Annotated in this window: 17 protein-coding genes; 11 read left to right on the top strand and 6 right to left on the bottom strand. The window is 53.2% G+C overall.

From position 1 onward, the window contains the following. Nucleotides 1–2: 2 nt before the first annotated feature. Nucleotides 3–233, bottom strand: a complete 231-nt coding sequence (locus tag V0288_RS02735) for a DNA-directed RNA polymerase subunit omega (RefSeq protein ID WP_332863479.1) — start codon at nucleotides 231–233, stop codon at nucleotides 3–5. 214 nt (nucleotides 234–447) lie between these two features. Between V0288_RS02735 and V0288_RS02730 the strand changes: the two genes are divergently transcribed. Beyond that, nucleotides 448–1,164: a GDSL-type esterase/lipase family protein gene (locus V0288_RS02730; protein WP_332863478.1), complete on the top strand. Its 717-nt coding sequence runs from the start codon at nucleotides 448–450 to the stop codon at nucleotides 1,162–1,164. Here V0288_RS02730 and V0288_RS02725 read toward each other — a convergent pair whose 3' ends face one another. From V0288_RS02725 to V0288_RS02715, 3 genes are read right to left on the bottom strand one after another with little or no spacing between them, the layout of a single operon-like run. Then, nucleotides 1,165–1,713, bottom strand: coding sequence for a TolB family protein (locus tag V0288_RS02725; protein ID WP_332863477.1), 549 nt, complete (start codon nucleotides 1,711–1,713; stop codon nucleotides 1,165–1,167). Then, nucleotides 1,697–1,987, bottom strand: coding sequence for a photosynthetic electron transport-dependent transcriptional regulator PedR (pedR, locus tag V0288_RS02720; protein WP_332863476.1), 291 nt, complete (start codon nucleotides 1,985–1,987; stop codon nucleotides 1,697–1,699). Before pedR ends, V0288_RS02725 begins: the two co-directional genes overlap by 17 nt. A gap of 29 nt (nucleotides 1,988–2,016) precedes the next feature. Next, on the bottom strand, nucleotides 2,017–2,169 hold the full coding sequence (locus tag V0288_RS02715) for a hypothetical protein (protein WP_332863475.1): 153 nt from the start codon (nucleotides 2,167–2,169) through the stop codon (nucleotides 2,017–2,019). Nucleotides 2,170–2,214: 45 nt separating this feature from the next. Here V0288_RS02715 and V0288_RS02710 point away from each other — a divergent pair, with 45 nt between their 5' ends. The 7 genes from V0288_RS02710 (at nucleotide 2,215) to V0288_RS02680 (ending at nucleotide 6,836) form a co-directional block, all read left to right on the top strand. Beyond that, entirely contained in the window at nucleotides 2,215–2,685 is a 471-nt protein-coding gene (locus tag V0288_RS02710; protein WP_332863474.1) for a globin family protein, read from the top strand. Nucleotides 2,686–2,848: 163 nt separating this feature from the next. Then, nucleotides 2,849–3,052, top strand: coding sequence for a 50S ribosomal protein L35 (gene rpmI, locus V0288_RS02705; RefSeq protein WP_332863473.1), 204 nt, complete (start codon nucleotides 2,849–2,851; stop codon nucleotides 3,050–3,052). A gap of 28 nt (nucleotides 3,053–3,080) precedes the next feature. Then, on the top strand, nucleotides 3,081–3,428 hold the full coding sequence (gene rplT, locus V0288_RS02700; protein ID WP_332863472.1) for a 50S ribosomal protein L20: 348 nt from the start codon (nucleotides 3,081–3,083) through the stop codon (nucleotides 3,426–3,428). 129 nt (nucleotides 3,429–3,557) lie between these two features. Further along, a complete protein-coding gene (locus V0288_RS02695) occupies nucleotides 3,558–4,514 on the top strand; it encodes a PhoH family protein (RefSeq protein ID WP_332863471.1) in 957 nt (318 codons plus the stop codon). Between the two features lie 39 nt (nucleotides 4,515–4,553). Beyond that, complete coding sequence (locus V0288_RS02690; protein ID WP_332863470.1) at nucleotides 4,554–5,522, top strand: cysteine synthase A; 969 nt, start codon at nucleotides 4,554–4,556, stop codon at nucleotides 5,520–5,522. A gap of 187 nt (nucleotides 5,523–5,709) precedes the next feature. Beyond that, the gene (locus tag V0288_RS02685; RefSeq protein ID WP_332863469.1) at nucleotides 5,710–6,474 is read left to right on the top strand and encodes a YebC/PmpR family DNA-binding transcriptional regulator; all 765 of its coding nucleotides are present in this window, start codon (nucleotides 5,710–5,712) and stop codon (nucleotides 6,472–6,474) included. A 26-nt stretch (nucleotides 6,475–6,500) separates the two neighbouring features. Next, complete coding sequence (locus tag V0288_RS02680; protein ID WP_332863468.1) at nucleotides 6,501–6,836, top strand: XisI protein; 336 nt, start codon at nucleotides 6,501–6,503, stop codon at nucleotides 6,834–6,836. A gap of 87 nt (nucleotides 6,837–6,923) precedes the next feature. Here the strand turns inward: V0288_RS02680 and lpxB are convergent, their stop codons facing one another. Together lpxB and lpxA are read right to left on the bottom strand one after the other, a co-directional pair. Further along, entirely contained in the window at nucleotides 6,924–8,129 is a 1,206-nt protein-coding gene (gene lpxB / locus V0288_RS02675; RefSeq protein WP_332863467.1) for a lipid-A-disaccharide synthase, read from the bottom strand. Nucleotides 8,130–8,492: 363 nt separating this feature from the next. Then, nucleotides 8,493–9,329, bottom strand: coding sequence for an acyl-ACP--UDP-N-acetylglucosamine O-acyltransferase (gene lpxA / locus V0288_RS02670; protein WP_332863466.1), 837 nt, complete (start codon nucleotides 9,327–9,329; stop codon nucleotides 8,493–8,495). 297 nt (nucleotides 9,330–9,626) lie between these two features. On the opposite strand from lpxA, the gene V0288_RS02665 reads away from it, so the two are divergent. The 3 genes from V0288_RS02665 (at nucleotide 9,627) to minD (ending at nucleotide 12,918) form a co-directional block, all read left to right on the top strand. Next, a complete protein-coding gene (locus V0288_RS02665; protein ID WP_332863465.1) occupies nucleotides 9,627–10,967 on the top strand; it encodes a four-carbon acid sugar kinase family protein in 1,341 nt (446 codons plus the stop codon). Between the two features lie 133 nt (nucleotides 10,968–11,100). Then, a complete protein-coding gene (gene minC / locus V0288_RS02660) occupies nucleotides 11,101–11,964 on the top strand; it encodes a septum site-determining protein MinC (protein WP_332863464.1) in 864 nt (287 codons plus the stop codon). 153 nt (nucleotides 11,965–12,117) lie between these two features. Next, complete coding sequence (gene minD, locus V0288_RS02655; RefSeq protein ID WP_332863463.1) at nucleotides 12,118–12,918, top strand: septum site-determining protein MinD; 801 nt, start codon at nucleotides 12,118–12,120, stop codon at nucleotides 12,916–12,918. The last annotated feature ends 8 nt before the right edge of the window (nucleotides 12,919–12,926 follow it).

The raw sequence follows: 12,926 nt of genomic DNA, 5'->3' as shown, positions 1-12,926 counted from the left end.
TCCTATTCACTAATAATTTCCGGCTGGGTTAACTCGTCGGACATCTCGATAATCGCCCGGATCGTCGGCTTCATCAGCGGATCTTCCACGGGACTCTCGAAATCCTCGTAACGACGTTTTTTCGCCCGATGAGCTACCTGTACGGTTATACGATAGCGGTTAGAGGCGGCCTTCATCAATTCCTCGGCCCGATAGACGACGTGAGTGGAGTCGAAAGCCTGTCTTTTCTGCATGGGGGTAAACTCCTTTTCAGAAAACTCCCATTATATCTCGCCCTTTTCGGGAGTTGACAGTCTCGACGATCGCCCCTCCGGCCCCGGATAGATCCTCGCGATCGATCGTTTTTTTTCCCCTAGTTTCCGCTCCGGGCTAATGTAATATATTACACGGTCGAAATGTCCGAAATCGTGTACAACTAAAAGCGAAACCGTGTCCCACGAACAATCTATGCGAACTCTCTCTAGTTCCCCGACCGGACAATCCGCGACCGCCAAAGCGTACCCGCTCAAGATCGTGGCGTTAGGCGATAGCTTGGTGTACGGTTATGGCGATCCCATCGGTGGCGGTTGGGTGGAACGCTTGCGCCGTTTCTGGATGGGCGGTTCCGATCACGTCCTGTACAATCTCGGTATCCGGGGCGATCGAGCGCTTCAAGTCTCCGAGCGTTTAGAACAGGAATTCCGTCTCCGGGGGGAAATCCGCAATCGCGTCCCCGATCGAATCCTCCTCTCCGTCGGGGTCAACGATAGCGCGCGACTCGGCCGGCCGGACGGACGCACCTACACCGATCTCGATCTATTCCGCTCCCAGATAGAAGATTTACTCGATCGGGCCCGATCGCTCTGTCCCGTCCTCTACATCGGCATGGTTCCCGTGGACGAGCGGAAAATGCCCTTTTTAGATTGTTTTTATTTTAATCATCTCGATCAGTATCGTTTTAAAGAAGCCACGAAACAAGCTTGTTTAGAAAGAGAAATTCCCTATCTCGATTTATTCGACCTCTGGATGTCCCGCGGCGATGATTGGTGTCGCTCCCGCGTGATGGATGACGGATTACACCCGAATGTCAAAGGATATCAGACGATTTTAGAAGATGTCCTCGCCTGGGAAGCGATCGCCCGTTTCCTCCCGGTCGAAGATCGCGTGCCTCCCGTCCTCGTGTGATTACTTCTCGGGGGAGGGATTCTCCGACGGCAGAGACACTGGGATGTCTACCCCCCGATCGAAAATTTCCACGTTCCACTGACCGAAACGATTACTTTCAAAAGCGATCAAACGTCCGTTGCCGCTAATCGTCGGCCGGCGTTTCTCCCCGAGAAGATTTTCCGTAAGATTGGTCGCCTGTAACGTCTGGCGATCGTAGACGTAGATATCCGGTTTCCCCGACCCCTCGGAAACGTAGACGATATACCGACCGTCCGCGCTGATATCCGGTTCGTCCTGATAGGTATTCGGTTGATTGAGTCCCGGCAGGGGAACCAAACGATTGGCGACTCGATCGAACAGGTAGATCGTCCGCTGATTCTGTCGATCGGACGCGAAGACCAGATACCGACCATCATAGGAGAAACGGGGATTCTCTTCCGCCGATGGCGTGTTGAGCGCCGAACCGAGAAGTTGTTGCGGGGGGGTCACGAAACCCGCGTCACTACATCCCCCCGTACCGAGAATACCCACCAGTAGGAATCCGAGAGCGTTAGGAAGCCTTTTCATCGGCGGTAACGGAAACGGTCGCGGAGGGAAGCACACAGCAGTTAATATCGTCCAGACACACTTTCCCCCACTGTAGGGCCCAGCGTACCAACTCCACGCGGTTATCGGTTTTCGTTTTCGTCAGGATATTACTGATGTGGTTGTCTACCGTGCGCTTGCTGATCTCCAACCTCTCGGAGATTTCCTGATTCGTTAAACCACCCGCGACCAGATCGAGAATCTCCAACTCTCGATCGGACAATGATGCCGGTGTCTCGAACTTCCCACTGGACATGAGTATATTTCCTCTCGTATATCTACTTATCATTCTAGAAGAACTTTTTGTCCGGCGAATCGATGAATATTCTGAAGATCTTCCGAGAGGGGGATCGTCCCCCGTCCCCCGATCGCCGGCCAACCGAAAAAATTTTGCCGACATCGCCAGAAAAAGATGATTTCGATCGGGATTTTGGGCATCCTGAGAGCGACGGTTTTCATAACTTCACACTAGAAATCCCCGATATGCTAACCAAGCTCAAGCGACTAAGCATCGACGTGGACGGCCGCTACGCCGACCACAACGAACTCCAATTCCTCCACGACTATCTCGATTCCGCGGACGACAGGATCTCCCTGTACGAGAAACTCGAAGGAATACACGGGAAAATCGACGAGCAACTCGAATCCGACCTGAAAGCGATCGATCCGAATCTCTACCGTCGCGGCGATCGGGATGTGTCCGCCGTCTGTAAACGCGACCGACAACACGCGCTACGCTGTATCTCGATCGCCACCCTCCTCGACGACCTCGAACGTCTCCGCGACGATTACCTCGTTTGGGATAGTATCGTCGTGCGAGCTTTCCGCGATCAGCGTCCCGCCAATCTCACCTATCAGACGATGGCGAAAGTTTTAGAAAGCTTTCTCTCCGATGAAGAGAGTCACCTTATCTTAGAGGCCGTTCAACTCACTCGGGCGACCGTTGCCGGTTAATATCCCGAGTGAAAGGGAGGGCGGGAAAATCGTAAATCGCCATCATAATCATCGAGTTATGGACGATTTTCCCACCTCCCCAATTTTTTTGTCGCCCGAAACTTGTAAAAATGCCCCAACCCGTGATAGTATTAGTGATTGTGTCGATTTAATAACTACAGTTATGCCGAAGCTAAAAACGCGGAAGGCGGCGGCCAAACGATTCGAGGCCACGGGGAGCGGCAAAAAGATCAAACGTCGTAAAGCCTTCAAAAACCACCTTCTCGATCATAAGAGCGCCGAGCGCAAACGTCGTCGTCTGTCGAATATCGCGCTCGTTCACGAACGGGACGAGAAGGAAGTACGTTTGATGTTGCCGTATTTGTAAGATTTCGGAAAATTTCACAGGGATAATCATGACTAGGGTAAAACGGGGGAACGTCGCCCGCAAACGACGCAAGAAAATTCTCAAACTGGCCAAAGGTTTCCGCGGTTCTCACTCGAAGCTTTTCCGTACCGCTAACCAGCAGGTGATGAAAGCCCTGCGGAACGCCTATAGAGACCGCCGCAAACGCAAACGCGATTTCCGCCGTCTTTGGATCACCCGCATCAACGCCGCGGCCCGTCAACAGGGAGTCAGCTACAGCCAACTCACCGGCCAGCTAAAGAAAGCGAATATTCTCATCAACCGCAAAATGTTAGCGCAATTAGCGGTTCTCGACCCGGCCGCGTTCGCCAAAGTGGTAGAACTCGCCAAAGGGTAATCGATCGAACGGTAGAGCTAAGGGTATAGGGAATCGGGAACCGGGATAGTTAAGATAAGGTCAGAGGCAAAAATCATCGATCGTTTTTCCTCTGATTGCCCGTTCTCCCCCCGTCCCTGCCGCTTAAACATGACAGAAGCCCTTCAAACGTTTGAATTTCCCAGTATAGAGAGCGCGATCGCCCTAGCGGGCCATCAGGAAGCGAATTTAAAACTATTATCGCGACAGACCGGGGCGAGTCTGGTTCTGCGGGGTATGGAATTGAGAATCGCGGGACAGGCGACCCCCGTGGAACGGGCGACCTCGATCGTGCGTTCCCTAACCCCGTTATGGGAGGACGCGAAAAATATTTCCGAGGCGGATATTATGACCGCCTTCCAAGCGATCGATACCGGGCGATCGGACGAGTATCAGCAACTGCAAAAGAACGTTCTGGCGCGCACCCGACGCGGAGAGCTAATCCGGGCGAAAACCTTCCGCCAGCGTCAATATATTCAGGCGATCGAATCCCACGATATCACCTTCTGTATCGGCCCCGCGGGAACCGGAAAAACCTTTCTCGCCGCCGTTCTCGCCGTTCGCGCCCTATTAGAAGACAAGGTAGAACGGATCATTCTCACCCGTCCCGCGGTGGAAGCCGGGGAAAAATTAGGGTTTTTACCCGGAGATCTCCAACAGAAGGTAGATCCCTTCCTGCGTCCCCTGTACGATGCGCTGTACGAATTTATCGAACCCGCGAAAATTCCCGACCTGATGGAACGGGGAAAGATCGAGATCGCGCCTCTCGCCTATATGCGGGGACGGACGTTAGCGAACGCGTTCGTGATCGTGGACGAGGCGCAGAATACCACCCCGGCGCAGTTAAAAATGGTCTTAACCCGCTTGGGATTCGGGTCGCGGATGGTGGTGACTGGAGACGTTACCCAGACGGATCTGCCCGCAAATCAAGAATCCGGTTTGCTCGCCGCTCAAAAAATCTTAAAATCAGTGGAGGGGATCGCGTTCTGTCATCTGTCGCGCGCGGATGTGGTACGTCACCCGCTCGTACAGAGAATCGTCTCCGCTTACGAACAGCACGATCGATAAAATTTAGGTTTCAATACCGACCACGAGATAGCGAGCGTTATGGATATTAAAGACGGTTTCGTTGGCGCGGTGGGGAATACCCCGCTGATTCGCCTAGATAGTTTTAGTGAAGAGACGGGATGTGAGATTTTGGGAAAAGCCGAATTTCTCAATCCGGGAGGTTCGGTAAAGGATCGGGCGGCTTTATACATCATTCAAGATGCCGAGGAAAAGGGACTGTTAAAACCCGGCGGGACGGTGGTAGAGGGAACGGCCGGTAATACGGGTATCGGGCTGGCCCATATCTGCAACGCGAAAGGCTATAAATGTTTGATCGTCATTCCCGACACGCAATCTCAGGAGAAAATCGACCTCCTGCGGACGCTAGGCGCGGAAGTGCGTACCGTTCCCGCGGTTCCCTACAAAGATCCCAATAATTACGTGAGATTGTCGGGAAGATTGGCGAGCGAGATGGAAAACGCGATCTGGGCGAATCAATTCGATAACCTCGCTAACCGTCGCGCCCACTACGAGACGACGGGACGGGAGATCTGGGAACAAACCGACGGCAAGATTGACGCGTGGGTGGCGGCTACCGGGACGGGGGGAACCTACGCGGGGGTGGCGATGTTTTTGAAGGACCAGAATCTGAACGTGCGGTGCGTGTTGGCCGATCCGATGGGTAGCGGTCTGTATAGTTACGCGAAAACGGGAGAGATCAAGATAGAGGGCAGTTCGATCACCGAGGGCATCGGAAACAGTCGGGTAACGGCGAATATGGAGGGCGCGCCGATCGATGACGCGATCCAGATCGACGATCCGGAGGCGCTTCGGGTGGTGTATCAACTCCTTCAAAAAGACGGCCTCTTCATGGGCGGTTCGGTGGGGATTAATGTCGGCGCGGCGGTAGCGTTGGCGAAACAGTTGGGGCCCGGACACACGATCGTGACCGTTCTCTGTGACGGTGGCGCGCGTTACCAATCTAGGCTTTATAATCGGGAATGGTTAGCCTCGAAAGGATTAGCTTGAAGAAAGCGGGAGGCAGGAGGCAGAAGGCATGAGGGAAGGGAGTAGGGAGTAGAGGAGTAAATTTCTCGAAAATCTCCATTTTTCCCGAAATTAGCCCCTCTCTATCTTGATTTCCCACTCCGAACTCCGAACTCCGAACTCCCTATCTCCTGACTCCTGAATTCTGACTCCAGACTCCTAAAAGATTATGGCCGGTCATAGTAAGTGGGCGAATATTAAACGACAGAAAGCGCGGATGGACGCGAAAAAAGGTAAGACGTTCACCCAACTCTCGCGGGCGATTATCGTGGCGGCGAGGAACGGAATTCCCGATCCTGCGGGCAATTTCCAGCTAAGGACGGCGATCGAGAAAGCCCGGGCCGCGGGGATTCCCAACGAGAATATCGATCGGGCGATCGCTAAAGGCGCGGGAACGTTCGATAGCGGTTCGGCTTTGGAGGAAATCCGGTACGAGGGGTACGGGCCGGGAGGGGTGGCGATTCTCATCGAAGCGCTCACCGATAACCGCAATCGTACCGCGGCGGATCTACGGGCGGCTTTTAGTAAAAATGGCGGGAATTTGGGTGAAACCGGCTGTGTGGGCTGGATGTTCGACCAGAAAGGGGTGATCCGGATCGAGGGTTCGATCGAGGAGGAAAAGTTACTAGAAGCCTCGCTAGAAGGGGGGGCGCAATCCTACGAGATCTTCGACGACGAGGAAGAGGGAACCGGCGCGGAAGTGTTCACGGAAGTGGTGAATCTCGATCATCTCAATAAAACCTTACAAGGGTACGGTTTTCCGGTGAAAGAGATAGAGATCCGCTGGATTCCGAATAATTCGATCGAGGTGAACGACAGCGATCGGGCCCGTTCCCTAATCAAACTGATCGACACGTTAGAAGCGCTCGATGACGTGCAATCGGTGACGGCGAATTTCGATCTCTCCGAGGAGTTGATGGCGTTAGGGGTTTAAGGGATCGAAAATTCCGTTTTTCTAACATGGATAAACTAGATTATTATCGGCGAATCGCGCGAGAAATCTTCATCGAACATAGCGAGATTAAACCCGCTCACGGTGAAATTCAAATGAAACCGCTCTTCGATGAGACGCGCGATCGCTATCAACTTCTCCGAGCGGGATGGATCGAGGAAGAGCGTGTCTATGGCGCGTTAATTCCTATCGATTTAGAGGACGATAAAATCTGGATTCAATACGATGGAACAGAAGTGGGAGTCGCTAACGAGTTATTAGAAAAAGGAGTCCCTAGAGAAGATATTGTCCTAGCTTACCATTCCCCTTTAACGCGTCAATATGACGGTCTCGCGGTTTGTTAGGCTTTTAACCCTTTTAAAAGCTTGTTATCGATTAACAAACGCTCCCGCATCCTCATCTTTCGAGTAAGGACGTTTTCGGAAATATTCCTACTGTTTCCCCACCATTTGAAAGATTTCCCGCGCCACCCGATCGCAGGTTCCCACCGTTCCCAATCCTTCCCTCGTTTCGGCGTATTCTAAAAGCATTTTCTCGCGGCGTTGAGTGTTTAATAATAAATCGAGACATTCCGCCGCTATCCGTTCGGTATTAGCTTCTTCCTGTAGCAATTCGGGGACGATTTCCCGCATCAGGACGAGATTGACCGGGGAAACGTAGGGAACCGATAATTTCATGATATTTCGGGCGATCCAAGCGGTAATCGGGCTTAAACGATACACGACCACCTGCGGCACGTTTAACATGGCGATCTCTAGATTTACCGTTCCCGACTTAGCCACCGCGAGATCGGCGGCCGCGATCGCCTCTAGGGTCTGATCCCGCTCTAAAATCGTCGCGTTTAACCCGTATTCTTTAACTAATTCCTCCATTCTAGGGCGATATAAAGCTAAAGGGACGGGAATTAGGAAACGTACATCGGTTAACTTGTCCTGTAACTGTCTAGCGGCGGCGCAGACGGTGGGAACGAGATATTTAAATTCCTGTTGACGAGAAGCCGGGAGAAGGGCGATCGCCGTTTCCTCCTCGCGAATTCCCCATTTTTGACGCATTTCTAGGCGTTTCGGCGGGTCGGCCATGCGATCGACTAACGGGTGTCCCACCCACGTTACCGGCAGTCCCTTGGCCTTGAAAAACCGTTCCTCGGCCGGGAAAATGGCCAGCAGTCGATCGGTGATCTCGATTAATTTCTTCGTATTAAAGAGACGTTCCGCTTTCGCGCGTAAACTTGCGGAAGGAATATTTTCCTCCGACCAGATCCACACCTGCGGGCCGATATAGTAAACGATCGGCAAATCCGGCAACGCTTCTCGCGCGAAACTACCGATCGCCACGTTCGGCCCGACATAATCGATCAGGATGAGAATATCGGGAGGGTTCGATCGAAGGGACTCTTTCGCCCGTTTTTGGAGTTGTAGGGTGGGTAGGATAAAGGGAATCGACTCGATCAATCCCATCGAAGCGAGACGGGTGGTTTTTCCGATCATTGTCGCGCCCGCGGCCTCCATGCGATCGCCCCCCAGCGCGACGATCTCCAAATCTATCCCCTTTTCTTTCGCCAGAGAAAACAGCGATTCGACTAACATCGCGGCCTGTAAATCTCCAGAAACCTCGCCGGTACTAATAAAGATACGCATAGGATTTTCGTGATATTCAGGGTGTGGGGTGTAGGGTAACGTCAGTTCGGGATGACTCGAATCGAGATCCTCTCATTCGAGTCATCCCGAAATCTTGTCAACTCGAAGTGATGTCGCGCGTGGCCTTGTGCAGGGGGTCCGGGGGAGGCACCCCTCCACCGGTGGGGGGTTCGGGGGGCTAGTCCCCCGAATAAGACTCGGCTTCTCACCGAAAAATCGTCAAATTCCGATCCCGAACTGACGTTAGGGTAGGTTAGGAAGCGTAACCCACCGAAAAGCGGGAGGCAGAAGGCAGAAGAATAGATAAAAGGGTTAAAAATCGCCTTTCCCCCTTCCCCTTTTCCCAACAACTCCCCCATCTTTCTACTTACTCGGAATCGGCCCGCGACGTTTTTCGCCGGTGGTGGAGAGGTGGAGGAATTGGCGCAGGTGTTGGATATACTCGTTGTCGGGAAGGAGGGATAATTGTTCGATCGCCTCGGTTAAAGTGAGATCGGAACGGTAGAGAATTCGGAAAGCTTTCTTGAGTAAAGCCATTTCCTCGTTGGTAACACCGGCCCTCTGTAAACCGACGAGATTTAAGGTGCGAACCCTGGACGGGTTGCCCTCTACTAATACGAAAGGGGGAACATCTCGATCGATCCGACTCATCCCTCCCAACATCGCCATCCGGCCGATATGTACGAACTGATGCACACCTAACACGCCACCGATCACCGCTTTCGACTCGATGTGAACGTGACCCGCCAGGGCGACACTATTGGCGATAATAATGTTATCTTCGAGAACGCAATTATGGGCGACGTGGACGTAAGCCATCAGGAGATTATTGTTCCCCACGCGGGTAACTTCCCCGGTTTCCGTCGCGCGATTGATAGTGACGAACTCGCGGATTTGATTGTTATCCCCGATCTCGACCCGGCTCTCTCCCCCTTTATACTTTAAATCCTGCGGCTCCGCGCCGATGACCGCTCCCGGAAAGATATGATTTCCTTTGCCGATTTTGGTCGGCCCCTCGATGACGACATGAGCGTCAATCACTGTATTCGCGTCGATCGAGACATTTTCCCCGATAACCGCGTAGGGACCGACGGTAACGCTAGGGTCGAGTTTCGCCGTGGGATGAATAACCGCCGTAGGGTGAATGAACGTGTTCAAAGGGAAGTCTCCCGCGCTTAACTTCGTCACTGTAGGAATCATGGTATAGCTTATCCTAATTTGGGCTTGTTTCATTAGAAGGCAGGAGGCAGGAGGAGAGGAGGAGAGGAGGGAGATGGGGAAGATGGGGAAGATGGGGGAGATGGAGAAGTAATAAAAGTAATGAATTTATAGAGGAAGTAATCACTATAATTTCTCCCTCACCTCCTGCCTCCCCCTCACCTTCTGACTCGGTGACGCGGTGACGCGGTGACTCCCGCGAGAAGGAGTCCCGAAAACCGATAAACTGTTACCAGATCGTCTCGATCCCCCATCCCTTGCAGTCCCCGATAAATATTCATGAGCGATAAACGGCCTAAAATTATAGTCTTAGATGATGACCCGACAGGTTCCCAAACGGTGCATAGTTGTCTTCTGTTGATGCGGTGGGACGTGGAAACCCTGCGGTTAGGATTGCGAGATAACGCGCCGATTTTCTTTATTTTGACGAATACAAGAGCGTTAACGCCCGAAAACGCGGAATCGGTGACGAGAGAGGTCTGTCATAACCTGAAAGAAGCGATCGAGGCCGAGGGAATCGAGGATTTTCTCGTCGTCAGTCGATCGGATTCTACCTTACGGGGACATTACCCGATCGAGACCGACACGATCGCCGAGGAATTAGGCGGTTTCGACGCTCATTTCCTGATTCCCGCCTTTTTCGAGGGGGGAAGGATTACTAAAGACAGCGTTCACTATCTGATTATCGATGGGATTCCCACTCCCGTCCACGAGACGGAATTCGCCCGCGATTCCGTGTTCGCCTACCATTACAGTTATCTCCCCGATTACGTGGGGGAGAAAACCAAGGGGAAAATTAAAGCGGCGGAAGTAGAACGGTTTTTACTCGATGATATCCGCGGGGGAAGTCTAGAAAGACTGCAAAAGCTGGAAAATAATCAATGTTGTGTCGTGGATGGCGAGGTTCAGGCCGATCTCGATCGCTTCGCCAGTGACCTATTAACCGCCGCGAGCGCGGGAAAACGCTTCCTATTCCGTTCCGCGGCCAGTATTCTGACTTCTCTGGCGAATTTGGGGCCGCAACCGATCGCCGCGACCGAGATGGGACAGTACAAACCTACTGACAAGGGTGGGGCGATCGTCGTCGGTTCCCACGTCAAGAAAACGACGCAACAGTTAGCCGCGTTACTGGAACAACCGAATACCGTCGGGGTCGAGATCGATGTTACCCGTCTCCGGGATCATCCCGATTCCCGTGACGAGCTACTAGCACAAATTCTCAAAAAAGTCAAGGATATTCACGAAAAAGGACAAACCCCCGTCATCTACACCAGTCGTCAGGAACTCACCTTCGATACCGTGGAGGAACGTCTCGATTTCGGGATCGCCGTTTCCGCGCTTTTAATGGATATCGTCAAAGGTTTGCCGAAAGACATCGGTTTTCTCATCAGTAAGGGGGGAATCACCTCTAACGATGTTCTCAGTACCGGTTTAAACCTGCGATCGGCGCGCCTTCTCGGTCAGATTCTCCCCGGTGTCTCGATGGTGCGTACCGGGGCCGATCATCCCCTGTTCCCGAATTTACCCGTCGTCCTCTTTCCCGGTAACGTGGGTGACGCGACGGGACTCGCGACCGTTTACCGACGATTGGATTCCGTGGGGGCCGGGAAGCGGGAGTAACGAGGAGAGGGTAAAGGGTAAAGGTGAAAAGCCCGAAAGTAATTTTTTCCCTTTTCCCCTTCGTCTTTTCCCCGAAAAATCTCCCCATCTCCCCATCCCCCCATCTCCCTAACTCTCTCTTCTCTCTCGATATATGGAAGAATCAACCACCCCGGAAAACCTCGCGGAATCGATCGAGGAACCGGTATCCCCCGAAAACACGACAGAAGCCGAAATTGCTGAAGAATTACCGCCTTCGGTGCTGGAAAGATACGCGCAGATCCATCTCAAAAGCGAGGACGATAAATTAGTCCTGATCTTGCCGAAAGCGGGACGTGAAGAAACCGCTAACGACTGGGCGGAGATCGTGGCGGGATTGAAATACTATCTGAAAAATACCGGTCAGAGTTGGCCCGCGAGAACGCGGGTGCATCTGCTGGCCGGCGATCGCCTCCTCGACACCCGACAACTGCAATCGATCGCCAACGCGCTACAGGACGCGGATCTAGAACTGCACACCATCGGCACCGGCCGTCGGCAAACGGCGGTCGCGGCGGCCACGGCCGGGTATAACGTCGAGCAGGCGCGGGGAAATCCCGATTTTCTCGGCGAGGAACGCCCGAAATTGTCCCTGGTCGCGGAACCTTTATACCTGAAAACCACGATCCGATCGGGAATCGAGATCCGTCACCCCGGAACCGTGATCCTCGTGGGAGACGTGAATCCGGGGGGGGCGATCGTCGCCGATGGCGATATTCACATCTGTGGCAGTTTGCGGGGAGTGGCCCACGCGGGGGCCCGGGGCGATCGCACCGCGGTGATCTTCTGCCTTCGCATGGAACCCACCCAACTGCGGATCGCCGATCTCGTCGCCCGGGCCCCGTCCCTTTCTCCCGATCGGATCGAACCGGAAATCGCTTGCGTGAGCGAACAGAATATCCGGATCATCGGGGCGTATAATTTTTCCAAAACCTACACGTTTCTCGATCGGGGTGGCTGGGTCGAAAAAGAACGCTGAAGCTCTCGATCGAGGCGGGACAATCCCTTCGATCCGCGAACATATCGGCTCGAAAATTAAAGGTTCAGACGAAAATAATCGAAGAACGAACATTCCCGAACCCCGATCGAGGCTCCCTAACCTGTATACTTTTCTATTCTTAACGGAAGAACTATGGCTCGTGTAATTGTAATCACCTCCGGTAAGGGGGGTGTCGGTAAAACGACGGTAACGGCGAACTTGGGATCGGCGCTCTCTCAACTCGGCTGTAAAGTAGCCCTCGTCGATGCCGATTTCGGATTGAGAAATCTAGATTTATTGCTAGGCTTAGAACAGCGCATCGTCTACACCGCTCTCGACGTGGTGGCCGGAGAGTGCAGTCTCGATAAAGCCCTCGTCAAAGATAAACGTCAGGACAATCTCGTGTTACTGCCCGCGGCGCAAAATCGAACCAAAGAATCGATCAACGCCGAGCAAATGAAAGAGCTAGTCGATAAACTCTCGAAAGTTTACGACTATATCCTCATCGACTGTCCCGCCGGGATCGAGGGGGGATTCCGCAACGCGATCGCCCCGGCCAAGGAAGCGATCATCGTCACCACCCCGGAAATGGCCGCCGTTCGCGACGCCGATCGGGTGGTGGGATTATTAGAAAGTGAAGATATCAAAAACATCCGCCTGATCGTCAACCGTCTCCGGCCGGAAATGATCCAACTCAACCAGATGATCGGTGTCGAGGATATTCTCGACCTGTTGGTGATCCCGCTCTTAGGGATCGTTCCCGACGACCAACGGATTATTATTTCCACCAACAAGGGGGAACCCTTAGTATTGGAAGAAAAAACCTCCATCCCCGCGATAGCCTTTAGAAATATCGCCCGACGCTTACAGGGCCAGGACGTTCCCTTTCTCGATCTCATGGCCGGTCAGGATGGTTTTCTCGCCCGTATCCGTCGTCGTCTTTTCGGGGGCTGAATTCCCGA

The sequence above is a fragment of the Pannus brasiliensis CCIBt3594 genome (genome assembly GCF_036688125.1).
Lineage (GTDB): Bacteria > Cyanobacteriota > Cyanobacteriia > Cyanobacteriales > Microcystaceae > Pannus > Pannus brasiliensis.
The sequence above is the reverse complement of the archived record's forward strand: the minus strand, read 5'-3'. Positions and strand labels throughout refer to the sequence as shown.

Bases quoted from the DNA above. Each gene is read 5' to 3' on its own strand.
- V0288_RS02735 (WP_332863479.1), bottom strand. From the start codon at position 233: ATGCAGAAAAGACAGGCTTTCGACTCCACTCACGTCGTCTATCGGGCC.
- V0288_RS02730 (WP_332863478.1), top strand. From the start codon at position 448: ATGCGAACTCTCTCTAGTTCCCCGACCGGACAATCCGCGACCGCCAAA.
- V0288_RS02725 (WP_332863477.1), bottom strand. From the start codon at position 1,713: ATGAAAAGGCTTCCTAACGCTCTCGGATTCCTACTGGTGGGTATTCTC.
- pedR (WP_332863476.1), bottom strand. From the start codon at position 1,987: ATGTCCAGTGGGAAGTTCGAGACACCGGCATCATTGTCCGATCGAGAG.
- V0288_RS02715 (WP_332863475.1), bottom strand. From the start codon at position 2,169: ATGCCCAAAATCCCGATCGAAATCATCTTTTTCTGGCGATGTCGGCAA.
- V0288_RS02710 (WP_332863474.1), top strand. From the start codon at position 2,215: ATGCTAACCAAGCTCAAGCGACTAAGCATCGACGTGGACGGCCGCTAC.
- rpmI (WP_332863473.1), top strand. From the start codon at position 2,849: ATGCCGAAGCTAAAAACGCGGAAGGCGGCGGCCAAACGATTCGAGGCC.
- rplT (WP_332863472.1), top strand. From the start codon at position 3,081: ATGACTAGGGTAAAACGGGGGAACGTCGCCCGCAAACGACGCAAGAAA.
- V0288_RS02695 (WP_332863471.1), top strand. From the start codon at position 3,558: ATGACAGAAGCCCTTCAAACGTTTGAATTTCCCAGTATAGAGAGCGCG.
- V0288_RS02690 (WP_332863470.1), top strand. From the start codon at position 4,554: ATGGATATTAAAGACGGTTTCGTTGGCGCGGTGGGGAATACCCCGCTG.
- V0288_RS02685 (WP_332863469.1), top strand. From the start codon at position 5,710: ATGGCCGGTCATAGTAAGTGGGCGAATATTAAACGACAGAAAGCGCGG.
- V0288_RS02680 (WP_332863468.1), top strand. From the start codon at position 6,501: ATGGATAAACTAGATTATTATCGGCGAATCGCGCGAGAAATCTTCATC.
- lpxB (WP_332863467.1), bottom strand. From the start codon at position 8,129: ATGCGTATCTTTATTAGTACCGGCGAGGTTTCTGGAGATTTACAGGCC.
- lpxA (WP_332863466.1), bottom strand. From the start codon at position 9,329: ATGATTCCTACAGTGACGAAGTTAAGCGCGGGAGACTTCCCTTTGAAC.
- V0288_RS02665 (WP_332863465.1), top strand. From the start codon at position 9,627: ATGAGCGATAAACGGCCTAAAATTATAGTCTTAGATGATGACCCGACA.
- minC (WP_332863464.1), top strand. From the start codon at position 11,101: ATGGAAGAATCAACCACCCCGGAAAACCTCGCGGAATCGATCGAGGAA.
- minD (WP_332863463.1), top strand. From the start codon at position 12,118: ATGGCTCGTGTAATTGTAATCACCTCCGGTAAGGGGGGTGTCGGTAAA.